This is a genomic window from Novosphingobium sp. PASSN1, assembly GCF_002278815.1.
This window is the reverse complement of sequence record NZ_NKIS01000001.1, coordinates 442,067-455,963: the sequence shown is the minus strand read 5'-3', so window position 1 is coordinate 455,963 and position 13,897 is coordinate 442,067. Positions and strand designations below refer to the sequence as shown.

General features: G+C 65.8%; 13 protein-coding genes. 6 read left to right on the top strand and 7 right to left on the bottom strand.

What is annotated here, in order from left to right:
- Window positions 1-11: 11 nt before the first annotated feature.
- Together CFE35_RS02030 and gorA are read right to left on the bottom strand one after the other, a co-directional pair.
- Window positions 12-734, bottom strand: coding sequence for an SDR family NAD(P)-dependent oxidoreductase (locus CFE35_RS02030; RefSeq protein WP_292927406.1), 723 nt, complete (start codon window positions 732-734; stop codon window positions 12-14).
- A 57-nt stretch (window positions 735-791) separates the two neighbouring features.
- The gene (gene gorA, locus CFE35_RS02025) at window positions 792-2,150 is read right to left on the bottom strand and encodes a glutathione-disulfide reductase (protein WP_292927404.1); all 1,359 of its coding nucleotides are present in this window, start codon (window positions 2,148-2,150) and stop codon (window positions 792-794) included.
- A gap of 153 nt (window positions 2,151-2,303) precedes the next feature.
- Between gorA and CFE35_RS02020 the strand changes: the two genes are divergently transcribed.
- Entirely contained in the window at window positions 2,304-2,498 is a 195-nt protein-coding gene (locus tag CFE35_RS02020; RefSeq protein ID WP_292927402.1) for a hypothetical protein, read from the top strand.
- A 13-nt stretch (window positions 2,499-2,511) separates the two neighbouring features.
- On the opposite strand, the gene pgi is transcribed toward CFE35_RS02020, so the two are convergent.
- A complete protein-coding gene (pgi, locus tag CFE35_RS02015) occupies window positions 2,512-4,038 on the bottom strand; it encodes a glucose-6-phosphate isomerase (RefSeq protein WP_292927400.1) in 1,527 nt (508 codons plus the stop codon).
- A 154-nt stretch (window positions 4,039-4,192) separates the two neighbouring features.
- On the opposite strand from pgi, the gene lepB reads away from it, so the two are divergent.
- The 5 genes from lepB to CFE35_RS01990 are packed head-to-tail and all read left to right on the top strand — an operon-like array spanning window position 4,193 to window position 8,142.
- Window positions 4,193-5,074 (top strand): signal peptidase I, encoded by an 882-nt coding sequence (gene lepB / locus CFE35_RS02010; RefSeq protein ID WP_292927398.1) that lies wholly within the window; start codon window positions 4,193-4,195, stop codon window positions 5,072-5,074.
- Between the two features lie 32 nt (window positions 5,075-5,106).
- On the top strand, window positions 5,107-5,748 hold the full coding sequence (rnc, locus tag CFE35_RS02005) for a ribonuclease III (RefSeq protein ID WP_292927767.1): 642 nt from the start codon (window positions 5,107-5,109) through the stop codon (window positions 5,746-5,748).
- 7 nt (window positions 5,749-5,755) lie between these two features.
- Window positions 5,756-6,679 carry a GTPase Era gene (gene era, locus CFE35_RS02000; RefSeq protein ID WP_292927765.1) on the top strand — a complete coding sequence of 308 codons (924 nt, stop codon included), beginning with the start codon at window positions 5,756-5,758 and terminating at the stop codon, window positions 6,677-6,679.
- Window positions 6,680-6,689: 10 nt separating this feature from the next.
- Complete coding sequence (locus CFE35_RS01995; protein WP_292927396.1) at window positions 6,690-7,448, top strand: hypothetical protein; 759 nt, start codon at window positions 6,690-6,692, stop codon at window positions 7,446-7,448.
- Between the two features lie 22 nt (window positions 7,449-7,470).
- Window positions 7,471-8,142: a spermidine synthase gene (locus CFE35_RS01990; RefSeq protein ID WP_292927394.1), complete on the top strand. Its 672-nt coding sequence runs from the start codon at window positions 7,471-7,473 to the stop codon at window positions 8,140-8,142.
- A gap of 51 nt (window positions 8,143-8,193) precedes the next feature.
- Here CFE35_RS01990 and topA read toward each other — a convergent pair whose 3' ends face one another.
- From topA to plsY, 4 genes are all read right to left on the bottom strand, one after another.
- Entirely contained in the window at window positions 8,194-10,818 is a 2,625-nt protein-coding gene (topA, locus tag CFE35_RS01985) for a type I DNA topoisomerase (RefSeq protein ID WP_292927392.1), read from the bottom strand.
- Between the two features lie 157 nt (window positions 10,819-10,975).
- Window positions 10,976-11,974, bottom strand: a complete 999-nt coding sequence (locus CFE35_RS01980; protein ID WP_292927390.1) for a hypothetical protein — start codon at window positions 11,972-11,974, stop codon at window positions 10,976-10,978.
- A gap of 106 nt (window positions 11,975-12,080) precedes the next feature.
- Window positions 12,081-13,226, bottom strand: coding sequence for a DNA-processing protein DprA (dprA, locus tag CFE35_RS01975; protein ID WP_292927388.1), 1,146 nt, complete (start codon window positions 13,224-13,226; stop codon window positions 12,081-12,083).
- A complete protein-coding gene (gene plsY / locus CFE35_RS01970) occupies window positions 13,223-13,819 on the bottom strand; it encodes a glycerol-3-phosphate 1-O-acyltransferase PlsY (protein ID WP_292927386.1) in 597 nt (198 codons plus the stop codon). The genes dprA and plsY overlap by 4 nt, the downstream gene beginning before the upstream one ends.
- Window positions 13,820-13,897: the final 78 nt, after the last annotated feature.

Here is a 13,897-nt window from a genome sequence, read left to right as displayed (position 1 = left end):
GGACTGTTCCTTCAGAAGCGCAGCATGATGGAACGGGCAAGCGCGGGCGAGAGCGAGTAGACCGCACGCAGCACTTTCACCATGCCGACATTGGCCTCGTCCTTGCCGGTTTCCATTGCCGCAATGATCTGGCGGGCGCATTCCTCCGGGCTAAGCTTCTTGTTGCCGCGCCCGGCGGTCATCGCCGTATCGACCACCGGGGGAAGCGCTTCAAGCACGAGGATGCCGGTGCCTTTCAATTGCGCGCGCAGGCCCTGCGTGTAGCTGCGCAGCGCAGCCTTGGTGGCGCAATAGAGCGGCGCCCCCGCGCTAGGCGCGATGGCAAGACCCGAGGTGACGTTCACGATCATGGCCTCGGGACGCGCCCGCAGCACGGGCATCAGCGCCGCGATCAGGCGGATCGGCGCGTGGAGATTGAGCCAGAGCGTGCGCTCGTCGTCCTCCGGGACAGGCGGTGCGACGCGGAAATCGTGGTCCGCACCCATCCCCGCGTTGTTGATCAGGATATCGATGGCGCGGCCGCCCAGCCCCGCGATCACGGCTGCGATGCCGTCCGGTCCGGCGAGGTCGGCAGGAATCACTTCGAACCCTTCCGCCTCGGCAGCGGTGATGCGCTCCGGGTTGCGTCCCGTAACGATCAGCATTGCGCCTTTTTCGCGCAGCTGGCGAGCAAGGCGCAGGCCGATGCCGTCGGTCCCGCCCGTCAACAGGATCGTCTTGCCTTGAAGTTTCACGCTATTCCCCCGCATTGTTGTGCGGGAGACTAGCGATCCCGTTGCAAGCTGCAACCTTCACTTCATCAGCACGAGTTCCTCGGCCATCGAGGGGTGCAGCGCCACGGTCGCATCGAAATCGGCCTTGGTCAGCCCGGCCTTCACCGCGATGGCGGCGGCCTGGAGGATTTCCGGTGCTTCCGGACCGATCATGTGGAGCGCCAGCACCCGGTCGGTCGCCGCATCGACGATCATCTTGTAGAGCCCGCGCTCGGGCCGGTGGCCGAAGATGTTCTTCATCGGGCGGAAATCCGAGGAATAGACCTTGATCGAGCCGTACTTGTTGCGCGCCTCGCCCTCGGTCGGCCCGACGCCTGCCAACGGCGGCTGCGAGAAGACGGCGCTGGGGATGCAGCTGTAATCGATCGTTACGTGCTTGCCGCCGAATACGCGGTCGGCAAAGGCCTGGCCTTCGCGGATGGCGACGGGGGTGAGCTGGACGCGGTCCGTTACGTCACCCACCGCGTAGATGCTGGGGCATGATGTCTGCGCGTGATCATCGACGAGGATCTCGCCATTGCTGCCCAGCGCCACGCCTGCGGTTTCAAGCCCCAGACCATTGGTCTTGGGGCGGCGGCCGGTGGCAACGAGCACCTGATCGGCCAGGATCGGATCGGGCTGGCCCTTGAGCCAGACTTCGAGAAGGCCGTCCTCGCGCTTCACCACCTTTTCGAACGGGCAGTTGAACCGGTACTGGATCCCTCGCGCCATGGTGATCTGGAGCAGCCGGTCGCGCAGCGCTTCGTCATAGGTGCGCAGCAGCGTTTCAGAGCGGTTCACCACCGTTACGTGACTGCCGAGCGCATTGAAGATCCCGGCAAATTCGAGCGCGATGTACCCCGCGCCCGAGATGACGACGCGGCGGGGGAACTGATCGAGATGGAATACCTCGTTCGAGGTGATGCAGTGCTCCGCGCCTTCGAATTCGGGCATGACTGGCCAGGCGCCGGTGGCCACGAGGATATGCTTTGCGGTGATCTCGCGCCCCGAGGTGGTGAGGCGCACCGAATGCGGGCCGGTAATTTCGGCACGTTCGAGGAAGCGCTCGACCTTGTGGCTTTCGAGCGTCGATGTGTAGGCCGCGTTGAGCCGGTCGACATCCTTGAGCACGGCATCGCGCAAGGTCGGCCAGTCGAACGTAGTGTTCTCAACCGTCCAGCCATAATTGGCCGCGTCCTGCAGTTCTTCGGCAAAGTGCGAGCCGTAGACAAGCAGCTTCTTGGGCACGCAGCCCCGGATCACGCAGGTGCCGCCGACGCGGTATTCCTCCGCCACCGCAACACGCGCGCCGTGGCCCGCCGCGATGCGGCTGGCGCGAACGCCGCCGGATCCTGCGCCGATGACGAAGAGGTCGTAGTCGTACTGCGTGTCGGTCATTCGTCAGGCTCCTGCTGCGTGCGCCCATATGGGCTATCAGGGTGCCCTGCAACAATGCCGATTCGCCATCGTTTGGTTGCCTCCGGAACACGGAGTGCCTCCGGCGCGTTATGGCGTCACGCGGCCAGTCCGGTCGTGCCGGGAACAGCAGCCATGCAGCATGAAGGCGAAGAGGTGCACATCGACACCGAGGAAGTCAGCGGCGGCGACAAGGACAGGAGCCTCGTCAGGATGGTAGTGATCGGCACCGTGCTGGCAATCGGGCTACTGTCGGCAGTCTGGATCACCGGCGCGGTGCGGTTCGATCAGGCCCATCCGGAGGCCGAAGCCACCACCGCCGGACCCTGAAAAAGCCCGTTACCTAACGATCAATCCCGGCGGCTTCCAACAGCGCCTCGGTGCTGGCATCGAAGCGCGTGCTGCCGACGTCGTCCATCGCCTTGGCCATGGCCTTGCCCAGTTCCACGCCGAACTGGTCGAACGGATTGATCCCCAGCATCATCGCGGAAACGAACGTGCGGTGTTCGTGGAAGGCGATCAGGCTGCCGAGCGTGGCAGCGCCAAGTTCGTCACACAGGATCGTGGCCGAGGGGCGGTCCCCCGGATAGTCGCGCGCCGCATCATCGCCGCCCGGCTTGCCCGCCATCAGTGCCGCGCCTTGCGCAAAGCAATTGGCCAGCAGGGTGCGGTGGTGCGCCGGATCGAAATCGTGACCGGGGATGCTCACGGCAAGGAAATCGACCGGGATCAGGTGCGTGCCCTGATGGAGCAGCTGGAACACGGCGTGCTGCGCATCGGTGCCGACCCCGCCCCAGGTGACCGGCGCGCTGGGCCGGGCGAGCGGAGTGCCCTGTGCCGTAACGCGCTTGCCGTTCGATTCCATTTCGAGCTGCTGGAGGTAGCTGGGCAGCAGGCGCAGGCGCTCATCATAGGCAAACACGGCGCGGCTGCCGCAGTGGCGGGCCTGCGTGTAATAGAGGTCGGCGAAAGCGGCGCGAATCACGACGTTTTCGGCGGCGGGCGCTTCAAGGAAGTGCCGGTCGATCGCGGCGGCACCGGCAAGGAACGCGGCAAACCCGTCCCACCCCAGCGCAAGCGCGATGGGAAAGCCGATCGAGGACCACAACGAGTACCGCCCGCCGACCGTTTCGGCGAACGGCAGGACGCGGGTTTCATCGACGCCCCATTCAACCGCCTTGTCCGGCGCGGCGGTGAGGGCGACGACGCGGCCGAAGGGGTCTTCCACCCCGCCAGCCCGCAGCCAATCGAGCGCGCTGACGGCGTTCATCAGGGTTTCGGTGGTGGTGAAGGTCTTCGAGGCCACCGCGATCAGCGTGGTGGCCGGATCGCATTGCGCCACGGCGGCCGCGAGCGCTGCGCCATCGACGTTGGAGACGACATGGACCGCAACCCGCGCGTCCTCGCGCGCCAAGGCATCGATGGCGAGCGCGGGGCCAAGCGCGGAGCCGCCAATGCCGATGTGGATCAGGCTCTTCACTTCGCCCAGCAGACCTTCGTGGATCGCCTCGACCAGAGCCTGCATCCGCTCGTGGAAGCGTTCGGCTTCCTCGGCAGCCTCCGGATTGCCGACGCCGCGCTCGGCCATATGCGTGGCGGCGCGGCCTTCGGTGTTGTTGATGAGCGCGCCTGCAAACAGCGCTTCGCGGCTGCCGGGGAGATCGACCGCGTCCGCTATCTGGCCGAGCACGGCCTCGACGTCAGCGGAAAGGTGCGTCTTCGACCAGTCGAAGCGAATCGGGCCGCCGGGAAGGTCGAGCACCGTCGCGTAACGACCAAGCCGGGCCGGATCGGCGAACAGGTCCGTCAAGGTCGGACGCGGAAGCGCCTCAAGCGCGGTCCAGAGCGGGGCGGTGTCAGTGGCGGCCATGGTGTCGTCTCCTGCGGAATGGCGCGGGCGTACCCTGCCCTTTCGACCAAGCGCAAGGGATGGCCGACCGGCGAAGCTCCTAAATTCGTCTGCATAGCGCTATCGGTGCAGTCTGCGCTTGACGGATGCGAGGCCCCTCCACATGACCGCGACGATGACAGAGACCCCCGAGAACGCTCCGGACAGCACGGCCAGCGCGCCGCAGCCGCTGGCAGATACGCTGCCGCCCGCGAAAAAGCCGGCCGCAAAAAAGAAGGAGCGCAAGGAAGATAGCTTCCCGGTGTTCGTGATCAAGCTGGTGCTGATCGTGGCCTTCTTCCGCAGCTTCGTGTTCTCTCCGTTCAACATCCCTTCGGAATCGATGCTGCCACGGCTGGAGAACGGGGACTACCTGCTCGCCGCCAAATGGCCGTTCGGCTATTCCTCCTATTCGTTGCCGTTCAGCGCGCCGCTGCTGCCGAAGCGCATCCTTGCAGGGCAGCCAAATCGCGGTGATGTGGTGATCTTCAAGGCACCGCCGGGCAATGATGTCGATTACATCAAGCGCGTGATCGGCCTGCCGGGCGATACGGTGCAGATGATCGGCGGCCAGCTGCACCTCAACGGGGTGGCGGTGCCCAAGGTGAAGATCGCCGATTTCGTCATCAAGGTTTCGGCCAACACCAGCTGCATCGCACCTGAATTCGAAGCGGTGGAGAAGGACGGCACGCCCAGCTGCCACTACCCCCAGTTCCGCGAGACGCTGCCGGAAGGCAAGCAGGTCAACGTGCTCGATCTCGGCTATAGGCCGCAGGACGATACCCCGCCGGTGGTGGTGCCCGCAGGCCAGCTGTTCCTGATGGGCGACAACCGCGACAACTCGATGGACAGCCGTTTTCCGGCAGTGGAAGGCGGGGGTATCGGGCTGGTCCCGCAAGACAACCTGATCGGCCGCGCCACCATCGTGATGTGGTCCACCGATGGCAGCGCCAACTGGCTCCTGCCGTGGACCTGGTTCACCGCCGCCCGCTTTGACCGCATCGGGGGCACGTTCTGAACGCCGCCCTTCCGGACGAGACCGCCGGCTTCATTGCCGCGCTGACAGGAGCGCCCCCTGCCCGGCCCACGCTGTGGCACGAGGCGCTGACCCATGGTTCGATGGGTGAGGCGCGCGATTACCAGCGGCTGGAGTTTCTGGGCGACCGCGTGCTGGGCCTCGCGATTGCCGAATGGCTCCATGCGCAGAGCGAGGCCGCAGAAGGCAAGCTTTCGCAGCGCCTCAACGCGCTCGTCAGCCGCGAAACCTGCGCCGATGTGGCGCGCCGACTGGGGATCACGCCGCATATCCGGCTGGGCAAGCAGGCGCGCAGCGATGGCGCCGGGCAGAGCGACAATGTGCTGGGCGACGTCATGGAAGCGCTGATCGGAGCGCTGTTCCTCGAACGCGGGTTCGATGCGGCTCGCGATTTCGTGCGGACGGCATGGGAACCGGCGATGGCGGGCGGCGCGGGGCAGCGCAAGCACCCCAAGGCCGCGCTGCAGGAATGGGCTGCGGGCAACCGGCGCAAGGCCCCGATCTATACGCTGGTGGATCGCAGCGGCCCCGATCATGCGGCGGTGTTCACCGTGCAGGTCGAAGTGCCCGGCATCGGGGCCGAGCAGGCAACAGGTTCAAGCAAGCAGGAAGCCGAGCGCGGCGCTGCCGAGGCTTTCATGGCGCGCTATGGGTGATACGAAAATGACGGAACATTGTGGTCTCGTGGCGGTGATCGGCGCGCCCAATGCGGGCAAATCGACCCTGGTCAATGCGCTGGTCGGGCAGAAAGTGGCGATCGTCTCGGCCAAGGCGCAGACGACGCGCGCGCGGCTGATGGGCATCGCGTTGCAGGATCTGGGTGGGCAGGATTCAGGGGGCGGCGAACGCGTGCAGATCATTCTGGCCGATACGCCGGGTCTGTTCGAACCCAAGCGGCGGCTGGACCGCGCGATGGTCCACGCCGCGTGGGAAGGCGCGGACAGCGCCGATGCGATCCTGCTCGTTGTCGATGGCCGCAAGAAGAAGCGCGACTATCTGGAGCCGATCCTTGAAAGCCTGAAGGACCGCAGCGAGCGCAAGATCCTCGTGCTCAACAAGGTCGATGCGATTGCCAAGGAGCCGCTGCTGGAAATGGCGGCGGAGCTTGCGCCGCTGGGCGGGTTCGACGAAGTGTTCTTCGTCTCGGCCCTGACCGGCGACGGGGTGGCCGAACTGAAGCTGAAGCTGGCTGAACGGATGCCGGAAGGCGCGTGGCATTATCCCGAAGATCAGGTTTCGGACGCCAGCGAGCGGCTCTTGGCAGCGGAAATCACCCGCGAGCAGCTCTACCGGCAGCTCCACGACGAACTGCCGTATGATAGCGCGGTGCGGCCCGAAAGCTACGCGACGCGGCGCGATGGCTCGATCGAAATCCACCAGCAGATCGTCATTGCGCGCGATAGCCAGAAGGCCATCGTGCTCGGCAAGGGCGGATCGAAGCTCAAATCCATCGGCGAGGCCGCGCGCAAGGAGCTGGCGGAGCTACTGGGGGTGAAGGTCCACTTGTTCCTCCACGTCAAGGTTGAGGAAGGCTGGGCCGAAGCCAAGGAAATCTACGAGGAAATCGGGCTCGACTGGGTCAAGTGAGGGGACGGCGATGGCGTTGATCCTGTCAGGACTGGGCCTGCTGCTGGCAATGACCGTGCTTTGGCGCGTGGGCACCGCGCTGCACCGGCGCGCGGGTGAAGGCGGCGAAGCGCCTACCCAATCTGGCGGCGAGAGCTATGTCCTTTCCGGCGCGTTCGGGCTGCTGGCCCTGCTCATGGCGTTTGCTTTCAGCCTGGCCATCGGGCGTTACGAGACGCGGCGGTTGCTGGTGGTGGACGAGGCCAATGCGATTGGCACCATGGCGACCCGGCTGGCGCTGCTTGAGGACAACCATCGCAGGCCGCTGGACACGATGCTGTCGCGTTACGCCATCGGGCGTGCGGCAGCGGGCAAGAACGCCACCGACGAAGCATGGCAGGCCGCGCATGACGCAAGCGCGCGGGACTGCGCGGCATTCGGCGATGCGCTGTTTGCCGCGCTGCGTGCGATGCCGCCCGATACGCGCGGTCCGCTGCTGGTGCAGGCCTATAACGCGATGTGCGATATCACCACGTCGCGCCATGCCGCCCGGTCCGCTCGCCTGCCCAGCGAAGTGCTACTGCTGCTGGCGTTCTATTGCTGTGCCTGCACGGCACTGCTGGGCTTCACCACCGGGCGCAGCGACCGGCGAAGCGCTGTCTCCTCGATGCTGTTCTTTGCGCTGCTTTCCGCCGCCTACGTGACGATCCTCGATCTCGACAGCCCACGCAGCGGCGCGATTTTGGTTCCGCAGGAAGAGCTGGATAAAGTGGTGCAGAGCCTGAAATGAACCCACTTCAAAGGACTTACGGATGATCCAGCGCGAACTGCTCGGCACGGCGCATGTGCCGGGAGGCACCGAGCTGCGGCTGTTTCGCCACGACCGCGATTTCATGATCGTGATGGGCCACAATGAACTGATGAGCAGCCGGATGAGCGGCTCTGAAGTTGCATTGGCGACCGAGACGATCCGGCGGCTGAAGGACCGCCCGGCCCCGACCCTGCTGATCGGCGGTTATGGCATGGGCTTCACCTTGCGCGCGGCGCTGGAAGTGCTGGGGCCGAAGGCGGAGCTGATCGTGGCCGAACTGGTCCCCGAAATCATCCAGTGGGCGCGCGGGCCGATGGCCCATATAGCCGCTGGCTGCCTCGATGATCCGCGCGTGCGGCTGCTGATGGGCGATGTGGGCAGCGAGATCGACGGCGCAAACGGCGACTACGATGCGATCCTGCTCGATGTGGACAACGGGCCGGACGGTGTGGTGCGCGATGGCAATGGCGCGCTCTACACATCATCGGGCCTGCGCGCGGCGCGGCGGGCCTTGCGCCCCGGCGGCGTGCTCGCAGTGTGGTCTGCCGGGCCGGATCCGGCGTTTACCCGGCGGCTCGAAAAGACGGGCTTTGCCGTGGATCAGATCCGCGTACCGGCACGCACGAACGGCAAGGGGCCGAAGCACACGATCTGGTTCGCAACCCCCGCTTGAGGCGGCCCGCGCAGAGCCCCCACCCCATGCGGGGTGAGGGTTCAAGGCGCGTTACGTGGCGGATTTCTTGGCCGCGGGCTTCTTTGCTGGGGCTTTCTTGGCAGGCGCCTTCTTCGCAGCCGGCTTCTTGGCTGGTGCATCTCCGGCGGCCTTCTTGGGCGCGGCCTTCTTCGGCGCAGCTTTCTTCTTCTTGCCCTTGGCAGGCGCTGCGGCGGCGCGGGCGTCGATCAACGCGATGGCCTGTTCGAGGGTCAGGTCTTCGGGCTTGGTGTCCTTGGGCAGCGTGGCGTTGGTGGTGCCATCGGTCACGTAGGCACCATAGCGGCCCGCGAGCAGCTTCATCTCGCCGCCGGACGTCGGGTGCGGCCCGAAGGTGTTGAGCGGTTCGACCGGCGTGCGATTGCCGCGCGCGCCTGCCCCCGCTGCGGCTTCGGCCAGTTTGACCACGGCGGCGTTCATGCCCGTCTCGAACACTTCAGCGGTCGATTTGAGCCGCCCATACTTGCCATCGTGTGCGAGGTATGGGCCATAACGCCCTATGCTTGCAGTGATAATCTTGCCCGTTTCCGGATGCGCGCCGATCTCACGCGGGAGTGACAGCAGCTTGAGCGCCCATTCCAGATCAAGCTCCGGGATGTCCTTGGGGATCGAGGCGCGCTTGGCTTCCTTGCCCTCACCCAGCTGGATGTATGGCCCGAAACGGCCCGTGCGGCGCGTGACGTCCTCACCGGTCACCGGGTCCTTGCCCAGGCTGGCATCATCGCCCCCGGCCCCGGCACCCTCTCCGCCGCCCTGCGCGAACTTGCGGGTGAACTTGCACTCCGGATAGTTCGAGCAGGCGACGAACGCACCGTAGCGCCCGCCGCGCAGCGCAAGGCGGCCCGCCTCGCACTTGGGGCACAGACGCGGATCGCTGCCGTCCTCGCGCTTGGGGAAAAGGTAGTCCTCCAGGAAGATATCGAGCTCGGCGGTCACCTCGCTCGGCTTCTTCTCCATCACCTCATCGGACTTGGGCTTGAAATCGCGCCAGAAGGCTTCGAGCACGGCCTTCCACGCGGCGCGCCCGCCCGAGACGTCGTCGAGTTCGTCCTCCATCCCGGCGGTAAACTGATACGCAACGTAACGCTCAAAAAAGCGTTCGAGGAACGCCGTCAGCATCCGTCCGCTTTCCTCGGCGAAGAAGCGGTTCTTCTCGGTGCGGACGTAGTTCCGGTCCTTCAGCACCTGCAACGTCGCGGCATACGTCGAAGGGCGGCCAATGCCGAGCTCTTCCAGCCGCTTGACGAGGCTGGCTTCGGAATAGCGCGGCGGCGGCTGGGTGAAGTGCTGCAACGCCTCCACGCCGCGCTTGGCGGGCATGTCGCCGGTGTTCATCACCGGCAGCAGGTTGCTCTCGTCGTCGCCGTCATCGGGGCCATCAGCCTTCTGGTCCCGGCCTTCTTCATAGACGGCGAGGAAGCCCGGGAACTTCACGACTTGGCCGGTGGCGCGCAGCTCATGCTTGCCGGTGCCTTCGCGCAGCGTGACGGTTGTGCGTTCGATCAGCGCAGAGGCCATCTGGCTGGCCATCGCGCGCTTGTAGATGAGGTCGTAAAGCCGGGCCTCGTCGCCTGAACCGTAACGGTCATGGTTGAAATCGGTGGGCCGGATCGCTTCGTGCGCTTCCTGCGCGTTCTTGGCCTTGGTTTCGTAGTGCCGGGGCTTTTCCGGCAGATAGTGGCCCGAATAGCGGCTGCTGATCGCGGCACGCGCGGCGCTGATGGCGCTGGAATCCATCTGCACGCCGTCGGTCCGCATGTAGGTGATCGCGCCCGCTTCATACAGCGTCTGCGCCACACGCATGGTGTGGCTGGCGGCAAAGCCGAGCTTGCGCGCGGCTTCCTGCTGCAGTGTGGAGGTGGTGAACGGCGGGTACGGGTTGCGGCGAGTCGGTTTGGTTTCGACCTCTTCCACCCGGAAGGTTGCGGCCTCAACCGCCGCCTTTGCGCGCATCGCCACGCCTTCATCGCCCAGCGAAAGCCGCTCCAGCTTCTCGCCCTCGAAGCGCACAAGCCGCGCCTTGAACGGCGTGCCGCCCTGCTCCAGCATGGCCGCGACCGACCAGTACTCCTGCGACTTGAAAACCTCGATCTCGCGCTCGCGCTCGACGATCAGGCGCAGCGCGACCGATTGCACGCGGCCCGCAGACTTCGCGCCGGGCAGCTTGCGCCACAGCACCGGCGAAAGCGTGAAACCGAACAGGTAATCGAGCGCGCGGCGGGCGAGATAGGCGTCGATCAGATCCTGATCGAGCTCGCGCGGGTGCTTCATCGCCTCGGTCACCGTGGCCTTGGTGATCGCGTTGAACGTAACCCGCTCGACTTCCTTGGGCAGCGCCTTGCGCTTGGCCAGAAGCTCGCGCACGTGCCACGAGATCGCCTCGCCCTCACGGTCAGGGTCGGTGGCGAGGATCAGGCGGTCGGCGGTCTTGGCCGAATCGACAATGGCCTTCACCCGCGCCGCCTTGTCGCCATAGAGCTCCCAATCCATCGCGAAGTCCTCGTCCGGACGGACGGAGCCGTCCTTCACCGGCAGATCGCGGATATGGCCGTAGGACGCGAGGACCTTGAAGCCGGGACCGAGATACTTCTCGATGGTCTTGGCCTTGGCCGGAGATTCAACGATGACAAGTTGCATGAGGCGAACTGAACTTTCCTACGCGTATACGTACACGCGAGGGTGGGGAGTGATCCCGCCCCGCGTCAAGGCCCCGCGTTCTGCGCAGGTTTTGCGGAAAGTCCAGCCCGAAGGCCCCCCGAGCGCCCCCCGAGCGCCCTTTGTCACTCCCCAGCGTTCATTTCAGGGCATTGATCTGCCCCATCAGCACATCGTTGGCGAGGCCGGCGGCCTTGGCTGCGCCCTCCTCGTAGTTGCCGGGCTTGGCGTCGAACTCGAATTTGCGGGTCTTGCCGAACATCATGCCGCCATGCCCCATCGCTGCCATGAGCCCGCCGGCCACGTTGGCGGCAGCCTGCGTGGTCTTGGCCATACCGCTGGAGGCATCCTTCCGCTCGATAAAATCACCATCGACCGAGACCGACTGGTTGAGGGTGACAGTTGTCGTCTTGCCGTTGGCGCCAAACACGGTCATCCGGCTGAAGCCCGGCACGACCGAGAGATTGGCGTTGACCTCAAGCCCGCCGAAACTGAAGGCGCCCGGGCGCTTCTGGTCCGAAAAATCGATCAAGTACGTGACGTCAACCACCGGCACGCCCGCCGCCTTGGCGTATTGCGAAAGGGCATAGCTGGCCTGCCCGGCATCCATGGAAAGGCCCATGCTGGAAAAGCCGCTGCCCTGGAAATCACCTGCAACCATGATCAGGGTGGGGAGTGCGGCGGGCTTCACGTAAGTCGCCTTGCCCTTGCTGCCCTTTTCAAGCGTGATCGAAATGTCGAGCGGTGAGGTCTGGCCATGGGGTTTGGCCATTTCCGGCGCGGCAAACACGCTCGCTCCATCCTTTACTGCAAGGCCCGAGGCGGCAAGCTTGGCGGTGAAATCGGCATACGCGGCATCGGCGATCTTCTGCATCATCTCGGGCGTGACGCCAACGAGCGAGGACTTGGCTTTGGTGGTACCGCCAAACGCGCCCATGAGGCCGCCGGTTGCCTTGGTCTGATCAGTCGACTCGAAGATGAAGCCGACATTGAATGCGGCCACGGCAACGCCCGTCGCGCCCTTGACGGCTTCCTTGCCGGAAACCTTTACCGGCGCGCTATCCCCTGCATAAGCCGCAGCAGGCAGGGTGAGCGCGGCCGCAGCGAGCGCCAGAGCGACGGAATTTCGAGCTTTCATGGTTCCATATCCCCTTCCACCTCGCCCCCCGGCGAAGTCCGGATTGGATAATAGTAGGTAAATTTCGCTAGCGTCAATCGAAGCGGGGTAATTGCGGTACGCAAGGCTACCCGAGCGAGACGCGGCCCCCGGCGTGGCGGATGAGCCGCCCGGCAAGTTCCAGTTCGATCAGCGCCATCTGCACCGCGCCCGCGCTGGTGCCGCTCTGGCGGATCAATTCGTCGATGGCGACGGGAGCAGTCCCTAGAAGGTGCGCAATCTCGGCAGGTGCATCGTCCTGCGGGCCGTGGCCGAAGTCCGGTTCGTCCGCATAGGGCGCGCCGCTGCCCGTCCACATCGGTTCCCGCAGTTTCAGCCGTGCCGGTCCGTCGAAACGTTCGAGCAGTTCGGCAATATCGTCGGCAGACTGGACGAGGACCGCGCCGTCGCGGATCAGTTCGTTGCACCCGCGCGAGCGGCTATCGAGCGGGGAGCCGGGCACGGCCATGACTTCACGCCCCGCTTCTGCGGCGAGGCGCGCGGTGATCAGCGAGCCGGAACGCGGCGCCGCTTCGACCACGACAGTGCCTGCCGCGAGCCCGGCAATGATCCGGTTGCGAAAGGGGAAATGGCGCGCCAGCGGCTCCGTGCCCGGCGGCATTTCGGCGATCAGCAAGCCGCGCTGCGCAACATCCTCCTGCAATTCGGCATGTTCGGGGGGATAGGTCACATCGATCCCGCTGGCGATCACGCCAACCGTCCCGCCGCCATGCCCCATCGCGGCGAGCGCACCGCGATGCGCCGCCGCATCGATCCCGCGGGCAAGGCCCGAGACGACGGCGTATCCGCGCGCAGCGAGCGACGCGGCGTATTCGCGCGCAAGCCGGCAGGCACCCGCCGAGGCATTGCGCGCGCCGACGAGGGCGACGGCTCCCTGCCCCAGCAGCGCCAGATCGCCGCGCCAGGTCAGCACCGGCGGCGGGGTTTCCAGCGCGGCGAGAAGGCGGGGATAAGCCGGGGAATCGTGAAACAGGTACTGCCCACCCGCTGCCCGCAGACGGGCGATCTCCGCCTCTATCCGTTCGGCCGGAACGGGACGATAGCGCGCCCCGCCCCGCGCGGCGAGTTCAGGCAAGGCATCGAGCGCTGCGGCGGCATCGCCAAACCGCCCCAGCAGCTGGAAATAGCTGACCGGGCCGATCCCGGGCGACCGCAGCAGGCGGATGCGCGCGAATATGTCCGCATCCGAAAGCAGCGCGACCGACGCGTTCATCCCTTGGAACCGATGCGCGGCTCGGTCCCGGCACGCAGTCGGGCAATGTTGGCACGGTGGAGCCACAGCACGAGGAGCGCGAGCGCCGTCAGCACGGGCGCATAGGCAGCGTGCCCGGTGAACAGCGCGGCAATTGGCGCGGCCACCACCGCGCTCATCCCGCCGAGCGAGGAAATGCGCGTTACCCCCAGCACGCCGAGCCAGACCACGGCATAGGCAAGCCCGATGGGCCAGGCGAGTGCCAGCGCAACGCCCATCGTGGTGGCAACCCCTTTGCCGCCGTTGAAACGCAGCCAGACAGGGAAGCAATGGCCGATCACGGCCGCCAGTGCGGCCAGTGCTTCGGTGCCGGGAAACAGCGCGCGCGCCAGCAGAACTGCGGCGGCCCCTTTGGCAAGATCGAGCAGCAGCGTGGCTGCGGCAAGCCCCTTGCGCCCGGTGCGGAGCACGTTGGTTGCGCCGATATTGCCCGAACCGATCGCGCGCAGATCGCCCGCGCCGAACAGGCGGGTGAGCAGGAGGCCGAAGGGGACCGATCCGAGCAGATAGGCCCCTGCGAGGATGAGAAGCCGAAGAAGAAAAACCGTGATCATAGCCAAGCCATAACCGCCCCCGGGCACAAAGGGGAGAGGCATGGTTTCCTTTTTGCCACCACTCCCGATAGAAGGCCG